Origin of the sequence: Hymenobacter lapidiphilus (assembly GCF_013377885.1) — a bacterium.
In the GTDB taxonomy this organism is placed as follows: Bacteria; Bacteroidota; Bacteroidia; order Cytophagales; family Hymenobacteraceae; genus Hymenobacter; species Hymenobacter lapidiphilus.
Genome location: NZ_JABKAU010000002.1, coordinates 56787 through 73955 on the forward strand (window position 1 = coordinate 56787; position 17169 = coordinate 73955).

Genomic DNA, 17169 nt, shown 5'->3' on the forward strand with positions numbered 1-17169 from the left:
TATTTCCTGCTAAAACAACACCGCCACCTGCATGCGGCCGGTATGGATGGCACTCAGGCCCTGAGGCTTGCGGCCGTCGTAGGCCAGCGTGATGTTGAGGCCGTTGCTCAGGCGTTGCTCCAGGTTCAGGTTCCAGGTGAAGTTGGTGCCGGGGCGCAGGGCATTGAGGATTTCCAGGCCCACGAGGCTCAGCTGGTTGCCCGTGAAGCCCACGCCTACATAGCGCCCGGTGGCCGACACGGTCCGCTTGCCCACCTGACTGATGCGGGTTTCCAGGCCGGCCTCGTGGAAGGTGCCCTTTGTGCCTACATCGGAGCCGGCCAGGTTGCGCTTGGTGCTGAACAGGTAGGTAGTGGTGAAGCGCCAGACGGTGGAGGGCTGGTAGCTGACTTCGGGCGCTACCTCGTACTGCTCAACCCGGAAATTACGGTTTTCGAGGTAACTCGATAAGTTTTCGCGGATGCTGCGGGTACCGTTGAGCCGGCCCGTAAACGACTGGGCCAGCGTGCGGCGCAGCAGCAGGTTCTGGCTGGCCAGGTTGCGGGTGTCGAAACCCTGGGTTAGCAACACCTTCTGCTGGGTTTGCTGAATGGTGAACTCGGCCCCGAAAATGGGGTTGGAGCGGTTGAAGTAGAGCGTGTTGCGTAGCAGCTTGTTCAGGCTTAGCAGCAGCGAATCGGCCGTTTGGAAGGCGAAGGGGTTGAGGCGGGAGTTGAGGGTGTTTTCGGTGCTTTTGCGGTCGAGCGTAACGGTAGACAGTGTGCTGAAACGGCTGACTAACCCGCGCCAGCCGGCCGCATCGCGCCACTCGCGCGGAGCCGAGAGCGTGAGGCGGTAGCTGAAGCGGTTGGTGAAGGCGGGCAGGTAGTCGTCGGTGGGCAGAAACACCTTGATGTAGGTGCGAAACTGCGCATCAGGCGTCTGGGCCTCGAAAAACTCGTTTTTCTGCTGGAGTCCGTCTTTGTTCAGGTCGTTCCAGAAGTGGGTGCCCTGGCCGTTGGGCACGGACAGGTAGGCGAAGTCGCGGCGCAATTCGCGGCCGGTGGCCACGGCGTAGCTCAGCTCCGAGCGCACAGTGTTCTGCCAGAAGCTGGCGTTCCAGTCGAGCTTGCCCAGCACGGTCCGGTCGCGCACGAAGCCGGGCGCCGGGGCACCGGGTTGGGTCTGGCCTATGGTGTCGCGGGCGCTCAGGTCGCGGTAGGTGGCCAGAATATTGAGGTCCTGGGTGGCGCTCAGGCGCGAGTTGAGCGTGCCCTGCCAGGTGTGGGCCCGGCCCCGTTCGCGCAGCTCGGTTCGTTCGGCGTTGGGCGTTTGGTCGCGGCGGAAGCTGTAATCGGCCCGAAACTTAATGCGGGCCGTGTCACGGCTCTGCACGAACAGGGCGTGCTCATCGTAGTAGTTGGCCGAGGTCAGCGAGTCGCCCGTCGAACCGGCCACGCGGTTTTTATCGAAGCGGTAGGCGTAGCCGGGCTCCAGGGCCCCGCCCACGTAGCGGGCGGCCGCCTCGCCCCGGGCCCAGCGCGAAGCACGCCGGCCGGCTTCCGAGTTCAACAGAAACAGGTTGCCCCGCAGCTGCACCCGGCCGAGTTGGTGGGCGGCATCGAGCCAGTGCTGCACCCCACTTACCTCGCCGGCCCGGTAGCGGCGGCTCAGGCGGTAGCCCAAGGCATTGTTGGCATCTTTTATCAGCCCTACGCCGGCGTTGAAGATGTTCTCCTCGCGGGGCGTTTGGTTGTTGCTGATGAGCGTGTTGTCGGTGCTCCAGTTGCGGTCGAACTCAATATCGCGGTACCGGTCGATGGGCGTGAACCGGCGGCTGGTGTACTCGTAATCGACATTGCTGCGCAGTCGGTACCCCGCCAGGCCGGGCAGATTCACCGGCCGGTTCTGTACCACGTAGCCCACCCGCATGGCTTGGCCGGTGGCACCATCAGACGCAAAGCGGTTCAGCTCCAGCTCCGAAGAAGCCAAATCGACGAACACGGTGGCCGTCGAGTCGAGGGCGTAGCTGGTGCCCACCGTAATCAGCTGCTTTTTGAGCGGCGTGGGCAGCACCCGCACCGGCTCATAGCTGCCGCGGTTCGTACCCACGAACGTGTACACGCGGCCGTTGGCGTTGGCCTCGCCGGGCGTGGTGCCTAGGTTGTAGCTGCCCCGGCCTGGCCCCAGGTTGGTAAACTGCACGTTGTACACCAGCGCCAGCGTATCGAGCGGCGGGTACACAAACGCGCGGGTGGGCAGGCCGGTGGCGGGGTCGGGCAGCGTTTCGCGGCGGTACTGAATCTGGCGCCGGTCGTAGGACACGAGCGTGTCGCCGGGGGCCGTTACGCGGCTTACGTTGCCGCTGCGGCGCAGCAGGGCCTTCTGGCCGTCGTTTAGCGTCAGGTTGGGCGAGTTGTCGGGGTTGTCGGCTTCGCGGTAGAAGTTGGCGTGCACCTGCAGGCGGCCCAGCTGCTGGTAGTGACTGGCCTGCACCAGCGAGCGGGCGTAGTTGAAGTCGGAATACTCGTAATCGACCTTGATGCGGGTGTTGCTGGTGATGAGGTGGCGGGGCGAAAACGTCAGCTCGGCCTGGTTGTAGTCGATGATGTAGTCGGCATCGAAACCGCGCACCAGCAGCCGGCCATCAAGGTACACGCGCTCGGAGTTGGCCAGCACGATGATGAACTGCTCGCCGTTGGGCCCACGCAGCCGGTACGGGCCCTGCACGTTCTCTAGGGGCGCAATGTCAATGCTGGCAAACTTGCCCTTGGCCCCGCCCGCCGCCACCGAGGTCGTGGCAAACGCCTCGCCCTTGGCCACCGACAGCAGTGGCTGCCGCGCCCCGGCCGCCCGGCGCGTGGTCACACTCTGGCTCTGGCTGGCCGCGTTGGGCCCGAGGCCGTTGGGCGTCAGGGCCCCGTCCCGCGGCGCGTAGGGGTCGGTGGTACCAGCCGGATTGACGCCGGGCTGCTGCTGACCCGAGCCGGCGGCCGGGGCCACGGTGGTCGGGCTGGTAATAAAGGTGCCGGTGCTGCCGCCGGCCGCGTTGGGATACTGGAACAGCTGCTGGTTGCTGATGCCCGCCCCCGCCCCGCCGCCGAAACCGCCGGCCGGCAGCTGGCCAAAGTTCACCTCACCGGCTCCGCCCTGGATATTTTTGTAGTAGCGCAGAAAGTAGTCGGGCTTGTTGCGTAGCACCACGTCGCCGGCCGTCAGGCTCCAGCGCGGATTAGTGAGGGTGATGTAGATACGGTCGAACTCCTGGAGCTGCTGAGTGTTTCCCTCGGGCTGAAAAGGCACGTTCTGGTCGGATATGGCCGCCGTCAGGTCGATGTTGTCCGTCAGCTTGCCTTCGAGCTGCAGGTTGAGCGAGGAGTTGACGAACACGTTTTGGGCGTTGCCAAACGACACGCCCCGCGACAGATTACCGGTTTTGTTGATGCCCGGCGTGCTCAGGATCTGCTCCTTCACCGAGAAATCCTGTGCGCCGAATGCGGGCCGCTGCCATATTTCCAGCGTATCGAGCAGGCTGCGGGGCCGCCGGAAGCGGGGTTCGGCCAGCCGTAGCGGCAGCACCCGGTAGCATACCCGCACCGAATCGGGCCCGGCGGGCGGCAGCACAATATCGGGCTGGCCGGGCTCGGGGCTGGGAAAGCGCGAAGTGGGCCGCACGTAGCGGTAGCGGTCGGTAGCAGGGTCGTAGGCCACCGAGCGGCCGTTCAGGCTCACGGAGGCTGGCACCACCGTCAGCGTATCGGGCAAGCTGAACAGCGTGGTATCCCCTTTCGCTGCCAGCCGCACCCACACGCAACGCCGGGTGCTGGGCGGCGCATCGGCGGCGGCGGGCACCGCCGGGCGCTGCTGGGCCAGCGCGGCGGCCGGCAACAGCAGCCACAGCAGTGCCAGCAGCAACCTCCACAGGCGGCCGGTGGCGTGAGTACATGCTAATGAAGGATTAAAAGTCATCCATTCCAGCGGAATTTCCTGCGCAGCTACTACTTAATAAACGCCGAGTTGAAGCGCAACGTCTGCCGATCCGGATAAAATCCGTAGCTGCTGCCGATTTGCTCCCAACAGCCGCGCGTATCGGCGGCGCCAACACTGTTTTTCACTTTCCGCATCCCCTACCCTGCCAGCGGCAGCTCTATGTAGAAGCGGGTGCCTACGCCTTCCTCGGTTTCAAACCAGATATGGCCGCCGGCACTCTCGATGCCGCGCCGCACGACGGCCAGCCCGATACCCGAGCCGGTTTCCTTGGTGGTGAAGTTGGGCACAAACATCTGAGACTGCACTTCGGCCGGAATGCCGGTACCGTTGTCGGCAATGCAGATGCGTACCCGCCCCTGGCCCGGCTCGTCGCCCAGAGGCTCCAGAATGGCCACGACCTCGGGGGTGCGGTCTTCCGGCACCGCCTGCAACGCGTTTATAATTAAATTATTAAACGTGCGCACCAGCAGGCTTTCGTCGGCAAATACCACGTACTGGTCGGGGGCCGTATCGGGTGGCAGCGTCAGGCGGATACCGCCCCCACCAGGCCGGCTTTGGTGCAGATGCACGCAGCGGCGCAGAATAGGCACCACATCGAGCCGCTCGGGGCGCATGGCGGGCAGGTTGGTGAAATTGCTGAATGAGGTGGCAATGTCGGTCAGCACGTCAATCTGGGTGATGAGCGTTTGCGACACTTTGGTAAGCAGTTCCTCCAGATTGGGGCGCCGGTCCTGAATGGCGCGCTGCAAAAACTGCAGGCTTAGCTTCATGGGCGTGAGCGGGTTCTTGATTTCGTGGGCCACCTGCCGGGCCATTTCGCGCCAAGCAGCCTCCTTCTCCTGAATAGCCAGCTCCTCCTTGCTCTCGTCCAGCTTCAGTAGCATCTGGTTGTATTCGCGCACCAACAGCCCTATCTCGTCATCCGACTCGTAGGCCAGCATCTCGTTCTGGCCCGTGAGGGTGGTCTGGCGCAGCTTTTCGGTGAGCAGCTTCAGCGGCTCCGTCAGCAGGCGCGAAGCCAGGAAAGCCAGCCCAAGAAACAGGATAAACATGAGCGTGAAGATGTTGAGCACGGTGCTCACCAGCTCCGTCAGCTTGTTATCGAGGTCCTTCTCCGAATCGAAGAATGGGATACCCACGTAGCCGAGTACCGGGCCGGGGCGGCCATCCTGCACCACACTGGAGCGTAGCGGCAGGTATAGCGCATTGAACGAGAGGGTACCGGCCTGCTCCGTGAGCAGGGCCCGGGGCTGCCCATCTTCACTGAGCTCCGTGATGGCCCGCGGGTTCATGAGGCTGCTTAGCAGGCTGGCCTCAAAAATGAGCGGCTGGCTGCTCACGAGCAGCTCGCCGCGGGCATCGTACAGGTTGAGGTCGGTTTCGGTGAGCGACGCTACGTTTTCGGCCAGCTCCACGAGGTCGGCCCGGTTGGCATCTTCGGCCAGCAACGCCCGGTTTTTCAGTAGGTTTTCCTGCACAGCCTGACCCCGGCGCAGGTACGAGCGCAGCAAATCGCGCTTGTAAGAGCTGGTTACCTGCCCGGCAATGGCGGCACTCACCACCACCAGTGGCACCAATACGCCCAGGTTAAGAAACACCTGAATTTTGGTACTGAAATTGGTGCGCAGCATGGAGCGGTAACGCCCACGGGCCAGCACTAACGCCCCCATCAGCAGCAGCCAGCAGAAGCTGTAAAGCAGAAACAGAAACGAGAAATTAGCCAGCCAGCCCGTAAACGAGTACGTGGCCGTCGTCACCACCACCAGCCGGTCGGACTTACCTGGCCCGCGTACGGCCAGGTGGTGGTAGCCGTTCAGCACGAGCCCCGTGGAGTACAGCCGCGGATCATCAAAGAGGCGGGGCAGCAACTCGTTGATGTAGTCGAAGTCGCCTTCGCTGTACACCAGCTGGTTTTTCTCGAAGCCCGCGTAGCTCAGGTCGGTACCCAGCTGGGGTTGAAAGAACTTCTGATCGACCAGCAGCTCGGGCACTACGCTGTTGGTGGTCAGTTTTTTCAGCGTCAGCTCCAGCGCAATGGTGCTGCTGCCTTGTTCGGGCTCGGGGGCGGGCACGGCAATAAAGGCCACATAGCGCCGCGAATCAAAGGCGCGGTTGCCGTCGCGCACCAGGTAAATGTTGGGGTAGTCGGTGGGGCTGGCGTTGCGCAGCAGATATTCGCGGGTCGTTTGTAGGTTGCCCCCGATAGCCACGCCCCGTCCCTCGGGCCGGAACAGCAATACCCGAACTTCGTATTTGTCAAAGTAGTCGCGCAGGTAGTACTTTACTACCTTCTGCTTGATCAGGTCGAGGTTGATAAAGGGACTGGCCAGCATCGTGCGCAGCACCGGGTCGCGGGCCATTTCGCCACCGCGCTCCACCAGCAGGTACTCACCCTGCAAATCATTATCGGTTAGCAGGTTGGAGGCCAGGCTTTGCTTATTGAGCGTGAGCTGGCGGTTGAAGTGCTCATAGAGAGCCAATGCACCCACGGCCGAGCTGAGGCCCAGCAGCACAAACACAAACAGGTATAACTGGTACGGCAGCGCGGCGGCGGCTGGTACCAGCCCCGTAAGCCGCAATCCCAGAAAAAAGGCGAGTGTGAACCCTAGCAGCGTACTATGCACCAGCTGCAGGCCCAAGCCAGCCGCCAGAAACACCACGGCCGAGAGCAGCAGCAGCCCCGCTCCCAGATAGCGCGTGGAAGGCCGGACCACCCGCACAAACACCTGCGCCAACAGATAAAAGCCTACCACGTAGCTGCCGGCATGCAGCACAATAGCCAAGCCCAGCAACACCTTGAACGGGCTTACCTGAATGTCCTGGGTGATATCGAGCAGCAACTGCGAGTTGCTGAAGCTGCTGCTGTAGAAATCGTAGAGCAGCTCCAGCAGCCCATAGAAGCCCAGCACCACGCCGGCACCCAACGCCATGCGCATCTGCCAGCTTTGCAGCCGTTCAATCCGGAGCGGCAACCCGTAGCGCCGAAACAGACGCAAGCCGTACCAGGCGGCTGCGGCCAGCAATAAAGCGTTCAGCAGCAGGTCGCCCAGCGAAGGCGAAAGCCAGGAGGCGGCATACACCCGCGGGTCGAAGAGCCGGAACTCCAGCAACGAAAACGGCAGACTCAGCTGCAGCATCACGGCCCGAAGGGCCAGCAGCGGCAACAGTACCAGCAGCACTCCGGCCAGCGCCTGGCCCTGGGCAAACCGGCGGCGGGCCCACAGCAGCCAGGCCGCCACGTAGGCTCCCACGCCCAGCAACAGCAGCGCCAGTGGCAGGTATTTGCCCGTAATGGCATCGGCCTGCAGGCTTTCCACCGAAAACAGGTAGTTGCCCTCGTTCGACACTACCCGAGGCCGGCCCGTGTCGGTCTTCTCCACCAACAACCGCACGCTCAGGCCCTGGAAAACGCCCTGGCCGTTGCCGTCGCGCAGGTAGCGGTTGCTGATGCCGTAGCTGATTTCGAGCGGAATGTACGTTAGCAGCACGTAAGGCCCCTCGGCGTGGCGCAGCACCAGAAACTTACCGAAACGGGTTTCCAGCAGCCGCTCGTGGTAGCGTTGGGTGGCCTGCTCCACATCGGGGCGCACCGCATGATCAGACCAGTACAGCAGCTGCTCGTTGCGGAACACGAACGTCGGGTAGGTCGTGTGGCTCGTCAGGCTGCGGAAATCCACCCGGCCCGTAGCCAGCCGCTGCAGCACATCCGTCGACTCCCGCTCGCCCGTCATCTCGGCTTCCATCAGCACCTCCTGTAGCCGGGTAGCCGAAGCCTGCAGTACCAGCTTGGGGTCCTGGCCGTAGCGGTTGCTCGCGTACGCCCCCACAAAGCACAGCGTTGCCAGCAGCAGCAGCCAGCGCGGAAGATTACGACGAAGTTTCAAACAGATACCACAAGTAAGGCAGGGCTGTAAACCTACAACCTTGGGGCCAAAAAAAACGCCCCCCGAAGGTGGCGTATATTCTCACAGCTTTACCGGAAGTGGCTACGCCTCTAGCGAGCCTGGCCGGCTTCAGCATACTGCGGGTTATAGTTCACACCACCAAACAGATAGAGCATCAGTGTGCGGGAGTAGCGCAGGTTGAAAGGCGTCATCAGCACGGCTACTATTGCTACGGCCATTATGTACACCCACGTATCGGGGTCGCCGAGCAAGTAGTACACCAGCGCGCCAATCACGAGCATCATACCCGTCGAGAAGCCAAAGCTGATGTACATAGCACCCCAGTAAAAGCCCGGCTCGGGCTCGTAGGCCTGGCTGCACACCGGGCATTGGGCAGGCATTTCGGTGAAACGGGCCAGGTTGAGAGCCGAATGTGTGAACAACGGGCCACGGCGGCAACGCGGGCAGCGCTGCTGCACCATACCCGCCAGCACCGAGTCGGCTGCTGCAGGATACGCCTTAGAGGCCATCCTGGGCAGCTTTCTTTTTCTTCTGCTGATTTGTGTGGCGATACCAGAAAAAGCCCACGCTGCCAATCAGCAAATACGGAATGGCCATCAGGTACACAATGCCCTTGTTGAGGCCCGTGGTATCGTAGCTATCCTTGTCTTTGCCACCCGCTACCAACTGGGTTTTGCATAGTGTGCACTGGGCCTGGGCGGGTGCTGGTACCAGCACACTCAGCAGCAAGGTTACCAGCAGGGCCAGCAGACCCGTTACAGCAAATTTCTTCATGGCGTTGAGATGATAAACGTGTCTTTGTATAACCCTGAAACCGGCCCCGAAGGTTCGGCCACAGCTCTTTCTAGGAGGTGTAGTAGGGCGAAATCATGAAATACACGATAACCCCGGTTACCGATACATACAGCCACACCGGATACGTCCAGCGGGCAATACGGCGGTGCTTCTGGAACTGCTCGGTAAGGGCGAAATAGAGCGTGAACAATACTAGCCCCACCGTGGCGGCGGCCAGTACTATGTGCGTGAGCAGAATGAAGTAGTACACGCCCCGAATCAGCCCCTGGCCCCCGAACGTAGTACTGGTAACCTGCGAGTGGTAGGCCACATACGACACCAGAAACAATGAGCCCAGTAAAAAGGCCAGTCCCATCATGGCGCGGTGCCGGGCCACCTGCTTGTTGCGGATAAAGTAGTAGCCCAACATCAGGCATACCGCCGTCAGCGAATTGAGCCCGGCATTTACGGCAGGCAGAACCTTCACATCGAGCCCCGGGATGACGAATACGCCGGGAAAGAAGTACAGTACGGCTACTGCGAGAGGCACAACAGCACCGAGCACGGCGGCCAGCACTTTGTACTTGGCGGCACCGGTAGCAGGGTTGGCAAGCGGGTTAGGGGTTGTCATAGATGTACAGCAACACGCTGATTTCAGTGATAAGCCGGTTCATATCTCGCTCGCTGGTACCGTTGTAGCGGCCACGCACGTAACCGTCGCGGTCTACGAGCAACACAACGAGCGGATCTGGGCCGGCACTAGCGGTGGTGGCGGAAGGCAGAAGCTGTAGCTCCTGCTTTAATAACCGGTTCACCGTGCTTTCGTTTCCGGTCAGAAAAAACCATTTGCCGGCAATAGCGCCTGCCTGCTCGGCGTAGCGTGCGGCGGCGGCCATCGAGTCGGGGCTGGTGAGCACCGAAGCCAGCCGCACGCGGGGTTCCTGCCGGTATTTCTCCTGTAGCCGCACCAATTGAGCCGTCTGGCGCTGGCAGTCGGTCGGGCAGCCGGGGGGCATTGCGCTCAGTATGTACAGGCCTTGGGCCTTCAGCTCGGCACCGGTTACCTCGCGCCCGCCGGCACCTTCGCGCAGCTGGAACGACCCGAGTTGGTGGTAAACAGTATCGCGCTGCCACTTTCCGGCCACCAGCGTCGAGTCAACGCGTTCGGGCAGATAAAAGGGCAGCGCGTAACGGTTGGTACCGAAGCCTTTCAGAAACAGAAAAGCCAGGACCGGAACCAGCAACATCAGGCCCAACAGTAATACTTGTTGGGGCCGCATAGGCTAGAAAATAGCTTCGTGAATGGCGTTACCCTCGGTAATGAGTGCCACCAGCAGCCAGATCAACAAGCCCATCGGAATCAGAATCGTCCAGATGAGGCCTTTGGTCTCATGCTTCAAGTGCATGAACTCGGCCACGATGAAGAAGGCTTTGAAGATGGTGAGGATGATGAAAATCGAGTTGCGCAACGTGCTCGAAGGCATAACGAAGGCAATAGCAAATTCCAGCGCTGTAATGGCCGTAATAATCCAGAAGGTTTTCCAGATCCAGGCCGTGTTGGGCTTCGGAATCTCGCCGGGATGGACCGGCATTTGCGTGGTGTGATTAGCCATGAGCGTAGATAGGGAAACACAGCTGCCGACTGGCCGCCCCAATGGGTGCCCGCCGGAAGCAGAGCCAGGAAAATTAAACCAGGTAGAAGAAGGTGAATACAAACACCCACACCAAGTCAACGAAGTGCCAGTAGAGGCCGATTTTCTCCACCATCTCGTAGTGGCCACGCTTCTCGAACGTACCGTTGGTGGTGGCGATGAAGCAGTAGATCAGCAGGCAGATACCCGAGAATACGTGCGTACCGTGGAAACCGGTGATGAAGAAGAACAGGTCGGCAAAGAGCACCGGACCGTACTGGTTGACGGCCAGGTTGGCTCCGAAAAACCGGGTACCGTCGTTCATTAGCGTGCCCTCGTCGGTGCCGGTGATGAAGTGACTCCACTCCCAGGCCTGGCAGCTTACGAAAATAACTCCGAACAGAATTGTCCACAGCAGCCATTTCTGCACATCCTTCTTATCGAAACGCTGGCCAGCCTCTACGGCCAGCACCATCGTTACCGACGAGAAGATAAGAATCATCGTCATCAGGGCCACAAAGGCCAGTGGCAGGTCGAAACCGTGCAGACCCGGGAAGGCGTTGAATACTTTTTCCGGAATGGGCCAGTAAGCCGTGGAGAACTCGAAAGCCTCAGGCGTGCCGGTGTAAGGCTGGTACCGGTGGCGGATAAGGCCGTAGGTGGTCAGGAAGGCAGCGAACGTGAAGGCGTCCGACAGCAGGAAGAACCACATCATCAGCTTGCCGTAGCTGGCATTGAAGGGCTCATTGCCGCCGTCCCAGGTGCCAGTGCGTGGCTTGTCCAGGGCGGAATCGGAAATTGCCTGCGTCGTCGGGGAAATGGTGGACATAGCGTGCGGGGGAGTTTACAACAATCTAGTTGTTCAAAAGTAAGAACAAATACAGGTACAACCAAAGTACGCCCAGGAAGTGCCAGTAGATGGTAACGTTGCCAATGGAGAGCATCTCGCGGGAATGCACCTGATACTTAAAGCTTTTCCGCACGACAACCAGCAGAAAGATGAGGCCTGTAATGAGGTGAAAACCGTGAACTCCGGTTAATACATACAGAAATGAGCCGGAAGGGTTGGAATCGGTGCCCGCAAAAAAGATACGGCCATCAACCAGTTGCCCCCAGAGCATCCACTGGCCTACCAGAAACGCCATACCCAGCCCGAAGGTGAGCAGCAGCGCCAGCCGCACTTGTTTCAGGTCGTCGCGGCGTGCGGCCACCCAGGCCCACTGCACCGTAGCCGAGCTCAGCAGCAGCACCACGGTAGTATACAGAAAACCAGGAGGCAGGTTGAATTCCAGCCAGTTGCCCTCATTGCGGCGCACAATATAGGCACTGGTGTAAGCAGCAAAAATCATGAAAATGCTGACCATCATCAGCATGAGCAGAAACCGGGTCGGATGTATTCCGGTGGCCGGCTCCTTGGTATTCAGGGCTTCGTTAGCAAGCATATGGTTGAATGTGAGATTATGAGAGGTAAGAAGTGAGACAGGCATCGGGAGATGGATCTTGGAGAACCCGGGGACGACGTCTGTTTATTTTTAACACTGAACAAGAGCCTTTTGTCTCACTGTTTAGGTCTCAAATCTCACTTCTAGAGAAAGAGCTATATTTTATCCAGCACCAACGCAATCTGCACGATGGGCAGATATAGAAAGGAACCGAACATGATACTCATGGCCGCTTTTTTGCTGACGGTCCGCATCAGGTAAAACGTCTGCATCAGAAACAGCACCCCGCACACGGCTGCCACCATCGGGTACACAGTCCCGGTCATCCCGAAGTAGAAGGGCAGCAGGCTGAGCGGAATCAGCACCATGGTGTAGGTCATTATCTGGAAGGCGGTGCGCAAATCCTTTTTGCCGGGCGAAGGAAGCATCTTGAATCCGGCCTTCTTGTAATCGTCGTCGAGCACCCAGGCAATGGCCCAGAAGTGCGGGAACTGCCACATAAACTGGATACCGAACAGAATCCAGCCTTGCAGGCCCAGAAAACCAGTAGCGGCCACCCAGCCAATAAGCGGCGGCAACCCGCCCGGAATGGCCCCAACAGCCACGCAGATTGGCGAGATGGTTTTGAGCGGCGTGTACACGAACCCGTACAGGATAAGGGAGAGCAGCGCCAGTGCCGCCGACAGCGGATTGAACACCAGCGCCAGCAGCGTCAGCCCGGCTCCGCCCAGCACGAGCGTGAATCCCCAGGCTTCCAGCGGGCTGAGAATACCCAGTGGCAGTGGCCGTTGCGCCGTGCGCTTCATCTGCCGGTCGAGGTCGATTTCGAAAATCTGGTTGATTGTATTAGCCGCTCCCGTAACGGCCAGCCCACCTACCATTACCAGTAGTGCCCGTCCCCAATGCAGTTCGTTGGCCCCCAGCAAATAACCAATGGCGCTGGAGAAAGCCACCGTGAGGGCCAGCCGGAACTTAATCAACTGGAAGTACGCCTTAGCCTTACTCATTAACGGGAGAAAAACGGTGTATATGGCGGAAAACCGCCCCCTAATGGGGGTGCAAAGCTACGCAACAACGGCCGGAGTAGCCACCTGCAACGGTATCTTAGTAGCCTGGCTGTAGGCAATCATAGCCTGAAACTGTGCCCCGAAAAGCATAGTGGCAAGTGTTAGGTGCACGGGCTGCGCAAATGCCGGGAAGGCGAAGTGAGCCAGCGTAATGCCCGCCACGATTTCGGATACTACGAGTACGGCAATGGCTGTCGCCAGCCGGTGCAGCCCGCGTGAAGGCAGCTTGTACAGCATGTACACCAGATAGGCGTTCAGCAGCACGATGAGAATAGAAAACGACCGATGCACTTTGAAGGTGGTTCCGAGCTGATCTACCCAACCGGCCCGGCCCAGGTAATGGCTAGCCGAAGCCAGCAGATCAACTTCCTCGCGTACCTGAGTGCCCAGCACAATCTGGCCGAAGGTGAAGAGCACGGACACGGCCAGCGCTGCTTTCAGACCCGGCAGGACCATCAGAACCTCCTGGGTACCTCCTGCCAGCCGTTGCGAACGGATAACGGCGTACAGTAGTAGCCCCACAATCACGAGGGCGAGTCCCATATGCACCGTTACCATAATAGGTAGCAGGTTGGTCGACACGACCAACGAGCCCAGCCAGCCCTGCACACCGGTTAGTAGAAATGAGGCCAATGCCAACCAGAACACCGGTCGGTCGCGACGCCAATACGGCAGCGCAAACAGCACCGTAGCGAATACAAACACCCCGATCAGTACTCCAATCAAGCGATTTATGTATTCAATCCAGGTTTTCACCGGATTGAAGTCCGTTTCGATGTACTGCGAAGGATGGTCGAAAATGTCGCCCGCCACTTGATGAAAGCCCATGCCCTCCAGCCGGGCCGCCAGTTTCTTGTTCTTCGCCACGCGCTGGGCCGTGTAAATTTCCTTGTAATCGGCGGGTAGCTGACTGATATGCGTAGGCGGCACCCAAGTACCAAAACACTTAGGCCAGTCGGGGCAGCCCATGCCTGAACCGGTGCTACGTACAATGCCACCCACCAGGAACAGCAGATAAACGGATGCCACCGTCAGGATGCCGACGAACCGGAAGCGGCGCACAAAAGCAGGAATTACCATTAGTTGAAAAACTGGTGGCTGTTAACTGTCGATCAGCGAAAAAAGCGACTTGAAAAGAAACCCCAAGGCTTGACAGGAGAGCTATACCTCTGCCCCCTTGCTTACCTTATAATAACCGTTTAAGGAGCTAATTGCTTCTCCGCAGAGACTATAATTATCCTTAATGATGAGAATATAGGCCGAGGAGTATCACGCAAAAAAACAGGCCGCCGTTGGTACGGCGGCCTGTTCTCAAATGCATGCACCAACTGGCGCTTACTCCATCTCCTTCTCGTAGGGCAGATTTGATGATTGCGTCTGCGAGTAAGGTACAGTCTGAGGAATAAAATCCTCTTCAGCACCAGGCTTGCTGTAATCATAGGGCCAGCGATGCACAGCGGGAATATCGCCAGGCCAGTTGCCGTGACCGGGAATAACCGGCGTCGTCCACTCCAGCGTCGTCGAGTTCCAAGGGTTCTCGGTGGCACGACGGCCGCGCCAGATGCTGTAGAAGAAGTTGAAGATAAAGATGAACTGACCCAGGAAGGCAATAATAGCCGCCACCGAGATAAACTTGTTCAGGTCAGCAAACTGGCTGAACGTGTCGAAGCCAGTCCAGGCGTAGTAACGACGGGGGAAGCCGGCAATACCTACATAGTGCATTGGCAGGAATACCAGATACACACCGGCAAAGGTCAGCCAGAAGTGCAGGTAGCCAAGTTTCTCGTCCATCATGCGGCCGAACATCTTGGGGAACCAGTGGTAAACACCAGCCCACAGACCGAAGAAGGCCGACGAACCCATTACGAGGTGAAAGTGAGCTACTACGAAGTACGTGTTGTGCAACTGAATATCAAGAGCAGCATTACCGAGAACGATACCCGTAAGACCACCAGCAATGAACAACGACACAAAACCGATAGAGAACAGCATAGCCGTAGTGAAGCGGATGTTACCGCGCCACAGCGTAGCCAGCCAGTTGAACACCTTAACAGCCGAAGGCACTGCAATAATCAGTGTCAGGAACATGAATACCGATCCGAGGAAAGGGTTCATGCCTGTCACGAACATATGGTGGGCCCACACGATGAAAGAGAGCAATGAAATGCCAAGCAACGAGCCAATCATGGCGCGGTAGCCAAAGACAGGCTTACGGGCGTTGGTTGCCAGAATTTCCGACACCATACCCATAGCAGGCATAATCACGATGTACACCTCGGGGTGACCCAGGAACCAGAACAAGTGCTGGAACAGAATAGGCGAACCACCGGTGTTAGGCAGGGCCTGACCAGCAATGTAGATATCAGACAGGAAGAACGAAGTACCGAACGAGCGGTCAAAAATCAGCAGCAATGCGGCCGAGAACAAAACCGGGAACGAGAGCAGACCCAGAATGGCCGTCAGGAAGAAAGCCCAGATGGTGAGCGGGAGCTTGCTCATGCTCATGCCCTGCGTACGCAGGTTGATGACGGTAGTGATGTAGTTTACACCACCCAACAGCTGCGAAATAATAAACAGCGCCATTGATACCAGCCAGAGCGTCTGGCCCGCACCCGAACCGGCAATAGCCTGAGGCAGCGCCGAGAGTGGCGGATAAATTGTCCAGCCTGCTGCAGCCGGCCCGGTTTCAATAAAGAGCGAAGCGAACATAACCACGCTGGATCCAAAGAAGAACCAGTAAGAGAGCATGTTCATGAAGCCCGATGCCATATCGCGGGCACCAATCTGCAGCGGAATCAGAAAGTTGGAGAACGTACCGGATAGGCCGGCAGTCAGTACGAAGAACACCATGATAGTGCCGTGCATCGTTACCAAAGCCAGGTAGAACTCAGGGTTCAATTTGCCGGCCTCAATCCACTTGCCTAGTAACGGCTTAAGCCATTCCAGCGTAGCCTCAGGCCAGCCCAGCTGCAAGCGGAACAGGCTGGAGAGAGCACCACCAATAATTGCCCAGAAGATACCCGTAATCAGGAACTGCTTAGCAATGTATTTATGGTCAGTGCTGAAAACGTATTTCGACAGGAATCCCTGCTCATGATGCTCGTCGTGGTGCGCGTGGTCGTGGCCCGGTTCGGTGGCCCCGATGCCACCCTGCACCTGCTCTTGCGTTGGAAAGTTAGCTGCCATAGGTAAAACGTGCAGTAAGAATGTTTAAAGCGAAGCCTTAGCAGCCGTAGGCGTTACCACCGCAGCGGCAGCCGGGGTAGCCGGTGCTTTATCAACCAATTTGTCCGACTTCTGTTTGAAGCTGGCTAATACTTCCGGGTTTTGTTCCGAGAACGACTTCTGCTTGGTAAACCAAGCTACATAATCGTCCGGCTCATCCACGATGATGCTCATTTTCATGGCAAAATGGCCACGGCCGCAAATCTGATTGCAAGCTAACTCATAGGTGAAATTCGGGTTGCCCGTTTGGGCCCGCATCTCATCAGTAGTTTTAGTAGGCGTAAACCAGAACTTGGTCGGCATACCTGGTACAGCGTACATCTGCACCCGGAAGTTGGGCATATAAACCGAGTGCAACACATCGCGCGAACGAATACGCAGCAACACTGGGTGACCTTTAGGAACGTGGATTTCTCCGGCCGTAAAATCGTCAACCCCATTCTGGTCGCTCAGATCGAATCCGAACTCATTTACCGCGTCGATCAGCCGGTAATTGACCACACCCAGCTTCTGGTCACGACCGGGGTAACGCACCAGCCAGTTGAACTGCTTGCCCATTATCTCCAGCACAACCGCGTCTTTAGGAGCGGGACCGGTGATACGGGTCCACTCCTTCCAGCCAGCAAATACCAGAGCGGCCATTACAATAGCTGGAATCAACGTCCAGATAACCTCGATCTTGTTGTTATGAGGGAAGAAGAAAGCCCGGCGGTTATCCTTATGCTGGTACCGGTATGAGTACCAGAACAGCAACACCTGCGTCAGCACAAAGGCTACACCCAGAACGGCCATCGACCCCCAAAACATTTTATCGGTGGCTAAACCGTGTACGGAAGCAATCGGCGGATTCATTCTGTCGAAGTTCTCAACGAATGACCAGGCGAACCAAGCGCCACCACCTATCAGGAACACCATAAAGAGAATGGCATTCACGCGGTTGCTTACGCCCACCTCCCGATTGGAGCTGCCCGAGAATATTGAAGTCAGTATCTGGAGGCGAAACAACAGGCCGAATACGACCAGTAACAGCGCCAAAACCAGAACAATGCTCAGAGTAGTCATTTGCAAGGGTAGAAGTGAGAGTTGAGAGGCTAAAGGCAAGTCCCTGCTACCAGAACAGGATGGCCTTTCTACTACTCAATACTCATGTCTGAGA

Annotated in this window: 13 protein-coding genes; all 13 read right to left on the reverse strand. The window is 58.6% G+C overall.

Annotation, left to right across the window (positions count from 1 at the left end):
* Positions 1-9: 9 nt before the first annotated feature.
* Positions 10-3948: a hypothetical protein gene (locus tag HW554_RS01430; protein WP_176906572.1), complete on the reverse strand. Its 3939-nt coding sequence runs from the start codon at positions 3946-3948 to the stop codon at positions 10-12.
* Between the two features lie 158 nt (positions 3949-4106).
* The gene (locus HW554_RS01435) at positions 4107-7853 is read right to left on the reverse strand and encodes a sensor histidine kinase (protein ID WP_176906573.1); all 3747 of its coding nucleotides are present in this window, start codon (positions 7851-7853) and stop codon (positions 4107-4109) included.
* A gap of 110 nt (positions 7854-7963) precedes the next feature.
* The gene (locus tag HW554_RS01440; RefSeq protein ID WP_246285045.1) at positions 7964-8383 is read right to left on the reverse strand and encodes a DUF983 domain-containing protein; all 420 of its coding nucleotides are present in this window, start codon (positions 8381-8383) and stop codon (positions 7964-7966) included.
* Positions 8373-8648, reverse strand: coding sequence for a hypothetical protein (locus tag HW554_RS01445; RefSeq protein WP_176906574.1), 276 nt, complete (start codon positions 8646-8648; stop codon positions 8373-8375). The genes HW554_RS01440 and HW554_RS01445 overlap by 11 nt, the downstream gene beginning before the upstream one ends.
* A gap of 70 nt (positions 8649-8718) precedes the next feature.
* Positions 8719-9279 (reverse strand): DUF420 domain-containing protein, encoded by a 561-nt coding sequence (locus HW554_RS01450; RefSeq protein WP_176906575.1) that lies wholly within the window; start codon positions 9277-9279, stop codon positions 8719-8721.
* On the reverse strand, positions 9266-9928 hold the full coding sequence (locus HW554_RS01455) for a hypothetical protein (protein ID WP_176906576.1): 663 nt from the start codon (positions 9926-9928) through the stop codon (positions 9266-9268). Before HW554_RS01455 ends, HW554_RS01450 begins: the two co-directional genes overlap by 14 nt.
* Positions 9929-9931: 3 nt before the next feature.
* The gene (locus HW554_RS01460) at positions 9932-10261 is read right to left on the reverse strand and encodes a cytochrome C oxidase subunit IV family protein (protein ID WP_176906577.1); all 330 of its coding nucleotides are present in this window, start codon (positions 10259-10261) and stop codon (positions 9932-9934) included.
* Between the two features lie 73 nt (positions 10262-10334).
* Positions 10335-11108, reverse strand: a complete 774-nt coding sequence (locus HW554_RS01465; protein ID WP_176906578.1) for a cytochrome c oxidase subunit 3 — start codon at positions 11106-11108, stop codon at positions 10335-10337.
* A gap of 25 nt (positions 11109-11133) precedes the next feature.
* Positions 11134-11721, reverse strand: a complete 588-nt coding sequence (locus tag HW554_RS01470) for a cytochrome c oxidase subunit 3 (RefSeq protein WP_176906579.1) — start codon at positions 11719-11721, stop codon at positions 11134-11136.
* Positions 11722-11876: 155 nt separating this feature from the next.
* The gene (gene cyoE, locus HW554_RS01475) at positions 11877-12728 is read right to left on the reverse strand and encodes a heme o synthase (RefSeq protein WP_176906580.1); all 852 of its coding nucleotides are present in this window, start codon (positions 12726-12728) and stop codon (positions 11877-11879) included.
* Positions 12729-12785: 57 nt separating this feature from the next.
* Complete coding sequence (locus HW554_RS01480; RefSeq protein WP_176906581.1) at positions 12786-13868, reverse strand: COX15/CtaA family protein; 1083 nt, start codon at positions 13866-13868, stop codon at positions 12786-12788.
* 255 nt (positions 13869-14123) lie between these two features.
* Positions 14124-15974: a cytochrome c oxidase subunit I gene (locus tag HW554_RS01485; protein WP_218134548.1), complete on the reverse strand. Its 1851-nt coding sequence runs from the start codon at positions 15972-15974 to the stop codon at positions 14124-14126.
* A 24-nt stretch (positions 15975-15998) separates the two neighbouring features.
* Positions 15999-17075 (reverse strand): cytochrome c oxidase subunit II, encoded by a 1077-nt coding sequence (locus HW554_RS01490; RefSeq protein ID WP_176906582.1) that lies wholly within the window; start codon positions 17073-17075, stop codon positions 15999-16001.
* Positions 17076-17169: the final 94 nt, after the last annotated feature.

What these genes read in the sequence shown, in the direction of transcription:
- HW554_RS01430 (WP_176906572.1), bottom strand. Translation starts at nt 3,948, where the DNA reads ATGACTTTTAATCCTTCATTAGCATGTACTCACGCCACCGGCCGCCTG.
- HW554_RS01440 (WP_246285045.1), bottom strand. Translation starts at nt 8,383, where the DNA reads ATGGCCTCTAAGGCGTATCCTGCAGCAGCCGACTCGGTGCTGGCGGGT.
- HW554_RS01445 (WP_176906574.1), bottom strand. Translation starts at nt 8,648, where the DNA reads ATGAAGAAATTTGCTGTAACGGGTCTGCTGGCCCTGCTGGTAACCTTG.
- HW554_RS01450 (WP_176906575.1), bottom strand. Translation starts at nt 9,279, where the DNA reads ATGACAACCCCTAACCCGCTTGCCAACCCTGCTACCGGTGCCGCCAAG.
- HW554_RS01455 (WP_176906576.1), bottom strand. Translation starts at nt 9,928, where the DNA reads ATGCGGCCCCAACAAGTATTACTGTTGGGCCTGATGTTGCTGGTTCCG.
- HW554_RS01460 (WP_176906577.1), bottom strand. Translation starts at nt 10,261, where the DNA reads ATGGCTAATCACACCACGCAAATGCCGGTCCATCCCGGCGAGATTCCG.
- HW554_RS01465 (WP_176906578.1), bottom strand. Translation starts at nt 11,108, where the DNA reads ATGTCCACCATTTCCCCGACGACGCAGGCAATTTCCGATTCCGCCCTG.
- HW554_RS01470 (WP_176906579.1), bottom strand. Translation starts at nt 11,721, where the DNA reads ATGCTTGCTAACGAAGCCCTGAATACCAAGGAGCCGGCCACCGGAATA.
- cyoE (WP_176906580.1), bottom strand. Translation starts at nt 12,728, where the DNA reads ATGAGTAAGGCTAAGGCGTACTTCCAGTTGATTAAGTTCCGGCTGGCC.
- HW554_RS01480 (WP_176906581.1), bottom strand. Translation starts at nt 13,868, where the DNA reads ATGGTAATTCCTGCTTTTGTGCGCCGCTTCCGGTTCGTCGGCATCCTG.
- HW554_RS01485 (WP_218134548.1), bottom strand. Translation starts at nt 15,974, where the DNA reads ATGGCAGCTAACTTTCCAACGCAAGAGCAGGTGCAGGGTGGCATCGGG.
- HW554_RS01490 (WP_176906582.1), bottom strand. Translation starts at nt 17,075, where the DNA reads ATGACTACTCTGAGCATTGTTCTGGTTTTGGCGCTGTTACTGGTCGTA.